This is a genomic window from Xanthomonas protegens (assembly GCF_038442435.1).
Classification (GTDB): Bacteria; Pseudomonadota; Gammaproteobacteria; order Xanthomonadales; family Xanthomonadaceae; genus Xanthomonas_A; species Xanthomonas_A sontii.
In genome coordinates this window covers 47068-57978 of the sequence record NZ_JAQJCQ010000023.1, presented here as the reverse complement: position 1 = coordinate 57978, position 10911 = coordinate 47068, and the positions used below count along the sequence as shown (strand labels likewise).

Here is a 10911-nt window from a genome sequence, read left to right as displayed (position 1 = left end):
TGGTTGACGCCGCTTCTTCGTCCAAATCCGAAGGCTTTTCCTCGAAGCGAGCCGGCCATATTAACCGACTTTTTCACGCTGTCAACACCCGATGTTCGCTAGGTGTTTCCGGCCCCGCCTGCCTCTGTCGCGCCGAAGCTCGGCAGTTGCGTAGCGAGCCGCGCAGTTTAATGGCACTGAAAAAAAGGTCAACCGTTTTTTTGCGCGCCCTGGCAGCGCTGCGTGCTGCCCCGCTCTCCTCTCTAAGTGGTAAAGGCGCGGCACAGCCGATCGCCGGCGTTTGCCCGAGAATGCAGGCTGCGCTCCCCCATGGAACTCCGCATGACCGCTGCTGCCCGCTCGCTCTGGCGCGACGCTTCACTGCCTGCGCTGATCGCCGGCTTCGTCACCGTGCTCGTCGGCTTCACCAGTTCGGCGGCGATCGTGTTCGAGGCCGCGCGCAGCGTCGGTGCCTCGCAGGCGCAGATCGCTTCCTGGATGTGGGCGCTGGGGCTGGGCATGGGCCTGACCTGCATCGGACTGTCGCTGCGCTACCGGATGCCGGTGGTCACCGCCTGGTCCACGCCCGGCGCCGCATTGCTGATCGGCAGCGGTGGCGGACTGCCGCTGTCCGATGCGATCGGCGCCTTCGTGGTGGTGGCGCTGCTGTCCACGCTCGCCGGCTTCTCCGGCCTGTTCGAACGCCTGCTGCGGCGCATTCCCTTGTCGCTGGCCTCGGCGATGCTGGCCGGGGTGTTGCTGCGCTTCGGCCTGGACGTGTTCGTGGCGATGCAGCACCAACTGGCCATGGCGCTGGCGATGTTCGCCACCTACCTGCTCGGACGCCGGACCTTCCCGCGCTATGCGGTGATCGCCACGTTGCTGGTCGGCATCGCCGTGGCCGCGGGCAACGGCGCGCTGCATCTGGAGGCGGCGCAGTTGCGCCTGGCGCAGCCGGTGCTGGTGTGGCCGACGCTGTCGTGGCAGGCGCTGTTCGGGATCGCGCTGCCGCTGTTCGTGGTGACGATGACCTCGCAGAACCTGCCCGGGGTGGCAGCGATCCGCGCGTCCGGCTATGCGGTGCCGATCTCGCCGACCATCAGCTGGATCGGCGTGGTCAACACTGTGCTGGCGCCGTTCGGTGCCTACGGGCTGAACCTGGCCGCGATCACCGCGGCGATCTGCATGGGCCGCGAGGCGCAGGAAGATCCGCAGCGGCGCTACATGGCCGCGGTGTTCGCCGGCGTCTTCTATCTGCTGATCGGCGTGTTCGGCGCCACCGTGGCCGCGCTGTTCGCGGCCTTTCCGCGGGAACTGGTGATGGCGATCGCCGGCATCGCCCTGTTCGGCACCATCGGCAACAGCCTGGCCTCGGCGCTGCGCGAGGAACGCGAGCGCGAGCCGGCGCTGATCGCGTTCCTGGTCACCGCGTCGGGACTGTCGCTGTTCGGGATCGGCGCGGCGCTGTGGGGCCTGCTGGCCGGTGCGGCGACGCTGGCGCTGTGGCGGCGCAGCCGCTGAGGCTGCGCCGCCACACCGGACTCAGCGCGGGTCGCGCAACTGCAGCAGCCAGTGGCTGGGCACGCCGGAGGGATCGGGCAGCGGTTCGAAATCGAACTGGCGGTGCACGGCCGTGGTGCCGTCCACGCGCAGCGGCAGGGTGACGTAGGCGGCTCGTCCCTGCCGCAGCAGGGTGTCGATGCGCTGGGTCTCGGCCAGCACCGCCTCGCTGGCGTACAGGCGCTCCAGGTCGCAGCCGATCAACTCGGCGACTTCGCGCTCGTACAGGGCCGCAAAGGCCTCGTTGACGAAGGCCAGGCGGCTGCGCCGCGCGCCCTCGCCGCGCTCGACGATCGCCACCGGCTCGCGCAGCCGCGACAGCGAGGCCTCCAACAGGGCGAAATCCTGCTGGAAGCGCTTGCGCTCCATCAGTTCGATCAGCACCCGCAGGCTGCGTGCCGATTCCAGGCTGATCGGCGACCAGGGCCGTGCGCGGCCACGCACGGTCTCCTGCCACAGGTCGAAGCTCTTGCGCGGCGACAGCCGCGAGCCGGCGATGTCCTGCAGCTTGGCCAACTGCGGATTGCCCGCCCAGTTGACCGTGCGCACCTGTTCGCGGCGGGTCCACAGCAGCGCGCTGCGCGCCTGCGGCATCAGCGGCACGAAGATGAAACCGGCCGCCAGCGGCGCCAGATCGGCCAGCGCCGGGAAGGTCTCGCCGATCTGGTCCGAATGCAGGGCGCCGACCGCGTCGTGGCGCAGCGCCTCGTGATGGGTGGACTCGATCTGCTCGCGGATCCGCGCCAGGTCCTCGGTGGCCGGCAGCATGCCGTGGCGGGTGACGTGGTCGCCGTGGAACACCGCCACGCCGTCGGCATCGACCACGTCGAGCAGGTCCGAGGCCATCTCGTCGAGCATCGACGCGGTGAGCATCTCGGCGTCGTTGAAGTTGGTGATCAGCTTCTCGCGCACGGTCAGCAGCACCGACTCGGTGCGCGCGCGCGCCACCGCGCTGATCGCACCGATACGCCCGGCCAATGCACGGCTCAACGCATCGGCGACGTCGCGCATCTCGTGGTTGCAGAAATACGGGCGGTAGTGGTGGCAGGCGATCAGGCCCCACAGCGCATCGTTGACCACGATCGAGGCCACCAGCGTGGCGGTGACGCCCATGTTGGCCAGATACTCCAGGTGCACCGGCGAGACGCTGCGCAGGCTGACGTCGCTCAGGTCCACCGGCGCGCGCAGGCGCGGATGCAGGGTGGGCTGGATCGGCGAGGGCACGTAGCCGACGTTGGCGATCTGGCGCACGCGGTTGCGCAAGTACAGCGCGCGGGCCTGCGCCGGAATGTCGCTGGCCGGATAGTGCAGGCCGAGATACGGCTCCAGTTCCGCCGCGCGCGCCTCGGCGACCACGTCGCCGTTCCAGTCGTCGTCGAAGCGGTAGATCATCACCCGGTCGTAGCCGATCAGGCTGCGCAGGCTCTTGGCGGCGCGCTGGCAGGCCTCCTCGATGCTGTGGTCGGCCTCCAGCCGGCGCAGCACCGGCAGCGCTTCGCGCAGGGTGGCATCGGCCAGCGGCGCGTCGCGCGGCTCCAGTTCCAGCAGCCACTGCTCCGGATACAGATGCCAGGCGCCGACCCAGCGCTGCGTGGCGGCCGCGGCCGCGTGCTTGAGCGCGACTTCGACATAGGCCAGGTCGCTGCGCTCGGCCGCGTCCGGCAGCCGACGCGTGCGCGGATCCTCCAGCACGAGCAGCGCGTCGTAGCGCTGTTCGAGCAGTTCGTCCAGCGGCCGGCCGAACAGGTCGGCGGCGCTGGCGCTGGCCTGGACGATGCGCCCGTCCTGCGGCTCGATCACCAGCAGCACGCCGTGCGGCTGCACCGAGCCGGGGATATGGATCGGCTCGCGTGCGCATGCGTCCATGTCCAGGGGCACGACGATGTCGCTCATGCGGCGATCTCCAGGGCGAAGTGGGTATGGAAGTGCGCGAACATGGCGCGGGCGCCGTCGACTGCGGCCTGCTGCAGCGGCGCGGTCGGCAAGGCCTGCTCCAGGCGCTGCTGGAAGTGTCGCCAGGCGGCTGGGTCGGCATGGCCGAGTTCGAAATAGGACAACGCCGGCGCGGCGCCGGCCAGGGTCTGGCGCAGGTGCCGGGCGATCACGCGGCCGCCCAGGCGCGAGCCCTCGACCACGTAGAGCATGCCCCAACGGGTCCCGGCCTCGGCGGACGGCGGCAGCGGTTGCGGCGCTGGCGGCGTTGCCCGCAGGGCATGCAGATCCTGCGCCAGCAGCGGGGTGCGCGGCTGGTACTGCCACTGCGCGTCGCCGCAGTCGCGCAGCCAGGCCGCTTCGCGCTGTTCCCAGCCGGCCAGCACCGCGTGATGGCGACGCAGCAGTTGCACGTAGTCGGCCAGCGACAGCGCCGGGTCCATCAGCGCGCGCATCGCCGGCAGGTCTTCCACCGCCTGGTGCTGCTGCGCAGTGGCCTCGCGCAGTAGGCGCGCAGCAGTCAACGGCAGGGCGGTTCCGTCGGGAGAAGACATCATGCAGGCGACTGGTACAGCAGCCGGCCGGCCGCGACGAAAGAGGTGGTACAGCGTAACAACCGCGACCGCGCGGTGCCAGGCGAAGCCACGTGGGACGCGACGACGCCCATCCCGGCAAGCTGAGCCGTTCATGCCGGACGCACTGCCCGCGCTGCGCCTCAGCCGCCAGCCACCCCGGCGGCCGGCACCCGCGCGCGGCGCCAGGCCACGATCCAGCCGCCGCCCAGCAACAGCGCCGCCAGCAGCCACGGCACGCCGGGGAAGTGCAGCAACGCATGCGGGCCGATGAAGGCGGCGAACACCCACGCGTACAAGAGCGGCCCGATCACCCCGGCCAGGCTGACCAGGCTCATCAGTGCGCCCTGGATGCGGCCCTGCGCGTCGGCGCCGACGTGGCGGGTGACGATCGCCTGCGCCGCCGGCCCGGCCACTGCCCACAGCGCGCTGATCGGCACGCCGAGCAGGAACAGCGCGCCGCTGCCGGCCACGCTGTAGATGGCGAAGCCGATCACGCCGCAGCCCAGGCCGAACAACAGCGCCCCGCGCTCGCCGAAGCGGCGCACCACCCGCGCCACCAGCACGGCGTTGACCACGATGCTGCACACACCAACCAGGGCCAGCACCCAGCTGACCTGTTTCGGTCCCCAGCCGAAGCGGTAGTCGGCGAACAGGACGAAGATGCTCGGGTAGACGTAGTGCGCCAGGTTGGCCAAGAAGATCACCGCGGCCAGCGCGAACACCTGCGGGTAGCGCTGCAGCAGGCGCAGCGCGCCGAACGGATTGGCATGCGCCCAGTCCACGCGCGCGGTGCGCCGTTCCGGCGCCAGCGATTCGGGCAGCACCCACAGGCCGTAGAGGAAGTTGAGCAGGGCCAGCCCGGCGGCGAACCAGAACGGCGCGCGCAGGTGCAGGCTGCCGAGCCAGCCGCCCAGCAGCGGACCGACCACGAAGCCGACGCCGAACGCGGCGCCGATGATGCCGTAGGCCTGGGCACGCTTGTCGGGCGGGGTGATGTCGGCGATGTAGGCATTGGCCGAGGTGAAGCTGGCCGAGAACACGCCGGAGACCATGCGCGCCAGCAGCAGCACCGGCAGGCTCTGCGCCAGCGCCATCACCATGAAGTCCACGCCCAGCCCCAGGCACGAGGCCAGGATCACCGGGCGCCGACCGTAGCGGTCGGACAATGCGCCCTGCAGCGGCGAGCTGACGAACTGCAGCGCGGCGAACAGGAAGCCGAACCAGCCGACCCACCTGGCCGCGGCGGCGAAATCGCCGCCGGTGAAGCCGCGCACCAGCGAGGGCAGCACCGGAATGATGACGCCGAAGGACAGCACGTCGATCAGCAGGGTGACGAAGATGAAGGCGACCGCGGCGCGGCGTGAGCGGACAGCGGGAGTCGAAGCGTGCACGGCAGGCCTCCTGGCGGACGCGGCAGTGTAATCGGCGCCGCAGCAGGCGCGGGAGACCGGAGTGGACAGCGCCGCCTGCCTGCCGCACCGCGGTGGCTGGGCTGGGTGCGGTCGGCACGATTCCGATCGCGAACGGCGGAGGTCGTCGCGTCGGGACTGAAGTCCCTCCCACAATGGTCTGCGGCTTGGCCGGTCGCAGGTGGAGGCCGATCCCCTCTTGCATCGCCAGTCCAATTGCACCGCTGGCCGCAGGCGTAGCGCCGACTGCGGCCGGCCGGGATCATCGCGTCGGGACTGAAGTCCCTCCCACAATGGGAGGTTGGCCGATCGCGCGCCGGGCTGAAGTCCCTCTCGCATCACCGCGGAGGCCGAAGGCGGACGAGCAGGTTCAGCCGCGGCCGCAGAGGCCATCGCGTTGGGACTGAAAGGCACCTCCAATAACCTGCATCCGGCGCCATCGAGGCCGGATACGGATTGCACGGTAGGAGCGGCTTCAGCCGCGACCGGGCTTTACCTGGGAAGGCCCCGTCGCGGCTGAAGCCGCTCCTACGGGACGCTTCCTGCGGTGATTGGGTGCCATGACGTCTGCGCGCTGGCCCGATTGCATCGGCACCACGTCCGGCTACACCGAGCGACTCCCCTCTCCCGCCGGGAGAGGGGGCGGGGGTGAGGGTCCGGCGCAGCAGCGGCGCGACGCATGCCAGCAAGGCGCACCGGCGCCGCGATCACGGCCGGGCCGTCACCGATGCCGACCGCCGGGCCGCCGTCCGGCCGCGGTCACAACGCCACGACGGAAATCGTCTGCTGCAGCACATGCTGAGCGCCCGGCGCCAGTTCGATCACCTCGGGTCCGGCGTTGGCCGCTTCCAGGCACACGAACTGGCGCCAGTGCGGGCCGACGTCGGCCATCTTCTGTGCGCCGGCCTCGCCCGGGTTCCAGGCCACCAGCGTGCGGCTGCCGGTGGTCGCGATCTCGATGCGGCGCTGCAGGCCCGGGTCCAGCAGGGTGTAGCGGCCGCCGGCACCGGTGTAGATGCGGTCGCTGCGGCCGGGGTCGCGCGGATCCTGCAGGCTCCAGTCGCCGTGCTGGCGATGCGGCGTGGCGTAGTTCTCGAACTTGTCGAGGTAGTCCAGTCCATCCAGGCCCTGCACCCGCACCTGGGTGGCGTCGGCGACGCGGAAGTAATTGTGCAGCGCCTGGGTGAAGCGGGCCGGCACCGTGCCGACGTTGTCGGTGACCAAGCGCTGCTCCAGGGTGGCGCCGATGCGCAACTGCATGCGCAGGCGCAGCGGCAGGTCGTCGAAGTCGGGCGGCGCCAGGGTCAGCACCAGGCTGCCGTCGGGCTCGCGCCGCGCATCCTGCAACTGCCACGGCACGGTGCGCACGAAGCCGTGCGCGGGCACGGCGTCGCTCTGGCCCTGGCGGCCGAAGTACGGCCAGCACACCGGGGTGCCGCCGCGGATCGGGGTCGGCGTGGGCTGCGCGTCCGGCGACAGCCACAGCGCGTCAGTGCCGCCCTTGGGCACGAACGACAGTACCTGGCCGCCGAACAGGCTGATCGCGGCGGTGGACTGCGGGGTCTCCACCAGCAGCGAGGGATAGCCGTGGAAGTCGCCTGTGCTCAGGCCGGGGACGTCGGACATGGGGTGGATGCTCCGTGGCGCGGGGGATTGGGCGAAGGCTGGGTAAGCGGCCGGCAGCCGAAATGCGGTGGGTGGCTTGGCGCCGAATGGCGTCGTTGCGGGCGGCGTGGTGGGTGCCGGCGTCGGTGCGGGTGCGGGTGCGGGCGACGTTGCCGGTGCAGGCGGCTGCGGCGGCGTGGCCGGTGTCGGCGCGGGTGCCGCGGGCGGACTGCCCGCCTCGCGACGCAGTGCATCGAGGATGCGTTGCCCGGCGCGACCGTCGGCCGGCTGCAGGCCCAGGCGTTGCTGCTCGGCCTGGATAGCGCGGCGGGTGGCGGTGCCGATGGCGCCGTCGGCCTGGCCGATGGCGTGGCCGCGCGCCAGCAGCAGGGTCTGCAGTTCGCGCCGCTCGGGGCGGCCCAGGCCGGGGTCGTCGGTCGGCCAGGCCGCGACCAGCCCCGGCTTGCCGCGCAGCCGGTCGGACAGCAGCGCGATCGCCAGCGCGTAGCTTTCGGCGGCGTTGTAGGCGTAGATCGCGTCGTAGTTGCGGAACACCAGGAACGCCGGGCCATGTACGCCGGCCGGGATCAGCACCGCCGCCGGCGTCTGCGCGGCCAGGGCCGGCAGCGCGCTGCCATCGGCGGCGGTGAGGCCACGCGCGCGCCAGTCCGACAGCGGCCGGCGCTGGGTGCGCCCGGCCAGCGCCGGGTCGAAGCCCGCCGGCAGCTTCACCTCCAGCCCCCACGGCTGGCCGCTCTGCCAGCCGGCCAGCTTGAGGTAGTTGGCGGTGGAGGCGAGCGCATCGGGAATGCTGGCGACCAGGTCGCGGCGGCCGTCGCCATCGCCGTCCACGGCGACGCGGGCGTAGGTGCTGGGCATGAACTGGGTATGGCCGAAGGCGCCGGCCCAGGACCCGGTCAGGCCCTCGGGCCGCAGGTCGCCGGCCTGCAGCAGCTTCAGCAGCGCGAACAGTTCGCTGCGGAAGAACGGCTGGCGGCGGCCTTCGCAGGACAGGGTCAGCAGCGACACCAGCAGCGGACGCTTGCCGGAGATGCGGCCGTAGTCGCTCTCCACGCCCCACACCGCGACCACCGTCTCCGGGTCGACACCGTACTTCTGCGCCACCTGCGCGAGCAGGTCGCGGTGCGTGGCGAGCATGGCGCGGCCGTCGTCGATGCGCTGGCTGTCGACCAGGCCGGCCAGGTAATCCCAGATCGGCGTGGTGAACTCGGGCTGGGCGTCGAGCAGCGGCAGCACGCTCGGGTCCGGCTGCAGGCCGGCGGTGAAGCGATCGAACGCGGCGGTGGTCACGCCGCTCTTGGCGGCCGCCGTGCGCAGCGTGGACAGGCAGCCGACGAACGCGGGGTCGGGCGCCACGGGCGGTGACGCGGGCAGGGTCTGCGCGGCGATGCAAGGCGCGGCCAGCAGCAAGGCCCAGGCGAAACGCTTCATCGGAGTTCCTCGCCAACAGCAGGCCGGACATCATAAACAACCGTGGGGAATGGCTGCTCACGTGGCGCGATGCGCCCGCGCGGTGGCGGTCGTGCTGGGGTCGTGAGCCGGTGTGGAGCAGCATCGCCACCCGCCCCGATCCCGGGGCACCGCGGCACGGCGCTCATTCAATGCACCGCGACCACGCGGTTGCGGCCGCCGCTCTTGGCCGCGTACAGCGCCTCGTCGGCACGCTGCACCAGGCCGTTGGCATCGTCGGCGGGACGCAGTTGGACCACGCCGATGCTCACCGTCGGCTGCAGGTCGGGAAACGCCAGCGCGGCCTGGACGCGGAAGCGCTCACGGATGCGCTCGGCGATCGGGGTGGCCTGCGCCGCATCGAGGCCGGGCAGCGCGATCACGAATTCCTCGCCGCCGTAACGGCCGATCAGGTCGTCGCCGCGCAGCTCCTCGCGCAGCGCCTGGGCCAGCGCGCGCAGGCCGTCGTCGCCGGCACGGTGGCCGTAGCGGTCGTTGAGCCGCTTGAAGTGGTCCACGTCCAGGAACATCAGCGCCAACGGTTGCCGCCGGCGCCGGCTGGCCTGTTTCAGCGCGGTCAGGCGCTCGTGCCAGGCGCGGCGGTTGAGCAGGCCGGTCAACGGATCCAGGTCGGCCAGTTGTCGCGCCTGGTCGCGGTCGCGGCGCAGCGAGGTACTGCGCTCGGCCAAGCCCAGCGACAACACCAGTGCCTCGAACGCGCCGGCCGCCAAGGCAGCCTCTTCGCTCCAGGTCCAGTGCACCACCATGCCGAAGCCCTGCAGGCTGCCGAGCGCGGTGACCACCAGCAACGGCGTCCAGCCGAGCAGGAACAGCCGCGCGTAGCGCGCGCCGCGCCATGCCGCCGCCACTGCGACGCCGAGCAGCAGCGGCCCGCCGAGGATCAGCAGCGGGTTGACCAGCGCCCGGCCGAGCGCGTCCAGCCACGGCAGCGGTAGCAGCGCCGGCAGCGCGATCAGCGCCACCAGCAGCGCATAGCCGCGCAGCCAGCGCCGCGCGCGCGGCAGGTACTGCTCCAGGTCGGCGAAGCGTTCCAGGAACAGCACCGCCGCCACGATCGACGTGGCGACGCCCAGGCGACCCCAGAACCGCGCGGCCTGGCCGAGCATTTCCAGGCCCAGCGGATGCACCACGTAGCCGGTCTCAAGCGCCATCACCAGGCCGTAGCCAAGCACGTAGACGGCGTAGTACAGGAACGTCGCCTCGCGCAGGCGCCAGGCAAACACCAACGCCATCGCCGCCATGCTCAGCATGATCGCGAAGCTCAGGCTGGCGACCACCAGCCAGCGGCCGTCCTGACGCAGGTAGTCGGACTCGCTGCGCAGCTGGAAGCGCAGTGCACCCGCCATGACCCCGCGCTGGTCCACCCACAGCCGCAGCGGTTGCCCGGCGGGTGGGGCGACGTCGACGCGGAAGCCGAGACGGCCATTGCCGGGCAACGCCTGCGGGTCGTCGCGCATCAACCCGCGCTGCTGCGGCGCCGCGCCGGCGACCGGTGCAAACAAGGTGACCCGCTGCAAGGCAGGACTGGGCACCTCCAGCACCCACGGCGCCGGCGGCCATGGCCCCTGCGCCGGCCACAACAGCACCCAGACGCCGGCCTCGCCGCCTTGCAACTTGGTCAACCGGCTCGGATCGAAACGCTGCAAAGCCGGATCGGCGGGCGATGGCGGCACCCCGCGGTCGGCCGCGGCGACTGGGCGCCAGGCGCCTTCCAGCGCCGGCATGGGTGTGGGCGCCGCCATGGCGCCCTGGCTGGCGAGCAGCAAGCAGCCGCAGAGGAATGCGTGGCCGTGGCGACGCCAGCGGCGCAACCGGGCGAAGAGCGCGGGAAACTCGGCAGGCGTCACGACGGCAGGCTCGGCGGACACGACACCCCGTCTCGGCCAGCGGGCGGAACTCCGATGCCGCGCCTGGCCATGGCGTCAGTCCAGCGCGTCCAGGTAATACCAACGGCCGTCTTCGCGTACGAAACGGCTATGTTCGGTCATGCGCACGGCGCTGCCGCCGCCGATGCGATAGCGGGCGAGAAAGGCGACCTCGGCGGTGTCTGCGCCGGTGTCGACGACCCGCTGCACGGTCAGGCCGAGCCAGGTGGTATGCGTATCCAGTGCAAGATCCGCCGGGCGCGTGGACGGATGCCAACTGGCGCGCAGGTAATCGGCGTCGCGGCGCACGTAGGCGCTGTAGCGCGAGCGCATCAGGCTTTCGGCATCGGGCGCGGCGGCGCCGGCGTGGTACGGCCCGCAGCACTGCGCATAGTCGCGCGGACGGCCGCAGGGGCAGGGATCGGCAAGGCGTGGGGCGGACCGGGACATGTGCCGATTGTGCCGGCTGCGGCGACACGGCGCACGCCGCGCACG

The 10911-nt window shown here is 71.7% G+C and carries 7 protein-coding genes; 1 reads left to right on the top strand and 6 read right to left on the bottom strand.

Going from position 1 to position 10911, the window contains the following annotated elements; genetic code table 11:
- Positions 1-321 precede the first annotated feature (321 nt).
- A complete protein-coding gene (locus tag PIQ37_RS19795) occupies positions 322-1500 on the top strand; it encodes a benzoate/H(+) symporter BenE family transporter (protein ID WP_342074778.1) in 1179 nt (392 codons plus the stop codon).
- Positions 1501-1521: 21 nt separating this feature from the next.
- Here the strand turns inward: PIQ37_RS19795 and bphP are convergent, their stop codons facing one another.
- From bphP to PIQ37_RS19765, 6 genes are all read right to left on the bottom strand, one after another.
- Positions 1522-3432, bottom strand: a complete 1911-nt coding sequence (gene bphP / locus PIQ37_RS19790; protein ID WP_342074777.1) for a bacteriophytochrome BphP — start codon at positions 3430-3432, stop codon at positions 1522-1524.
- Entirely contained in the window at positions 3429-4028 is a 600-nt protein-coding gene (locus PIQ37_RS19785; protein WP_342074776.1) for a biliverdin-producing heme oxygenase, read from the bottom strand. Before PIQ37_RS19785 ends, bphP begins: the two co-directional genes overlap by 4 nt.
- Positions 4029-4186: 158 nt before the next feature.
- Positions 4187-5437: a TCR/Tet family MFS transporter gene (locus PIQ37_RS19780; RefSeq protein ID WP_342074775.1), complete on the bottom strand. Its 1251-nt coding sequence runs from the start codon at positions 5435-5437 to the stop codon at positions 4187-4189.
- Between the two features lie 777 nt (positions 5438-6214).
- On the bottom strand, positions 6215-8512 hold the full coding sequence (locus PIQ37_RS19775) for a lytic murein transglycosylase (RefSeq protein WP_342074774.1): 2298 nt from the start codon (positions 8510-8512) through the stop codon (positions 6215-6217).
- 167 nt (positions 8513-8679) lie between these two features.
- Complete coding sequence (locus PIQ37_RS19770; protein ID WP_342074773.1) at positions 8680-10173, bottom strand: GGDEF domain-containing protein; 1494 nt, start codon at positions 10171-10173, stop codon at positions 8680-8682.
- 300 nt (positions 10174-10473) lie between these two features.
- Entirely contained in the window at positions 10474-10866 is a 393-nt protein-coding gene (locus PIQ37_RS19765) for a YchJ family metal-binding protein (RefSeq protein WP_342074772.1), read from the bottom strand.
- Positions 10867-10911 lie beyond the last annotated feature (45 nt).

What these genes read in the sequence shown, in the direction of transcription:
- PIQ37_RS19795 (WP_342074778.1), top strand. Translation starts at nt 322, where the DNA reads ATGACCGCTGCTGCCCGCTCGCTCTGGCGCGACGCTTCACTGCCTGCG.
- bphP (WP_342074777.1), bottom strand. Translation starts at nt 3,432, where the DNA reads ATGAGCGACATCGTCGTGCCCCTGGACATGGACGCATGCGCACGCGAG.
- PIQ37_RS19785 (WP_342074776.1), bottom strand. Translation starts at nt 4,028, where the DNA reads ATGATGTCTTCTCCCGACGGAACCGCCCTGCCGTTGACTGCTGCGCGC.
- PIQ37_RS19775 (WP_342074774.1), bottom strand. Translation starts at nt 8,512, where the DNA reads ATGAAGCGTTTCGCCTGGGCCTTGCTGCTGGCCGCGCCTTGCATCGCC.
- PIQ37_RS19765 (WP_342074772.1), bottom strand. Translation starts at nt 10,866, where the DNA reads ATGTCCCGGTCCGCCCCACGCCTTGCCGATCCCTGCCCCTGCGGCCGT.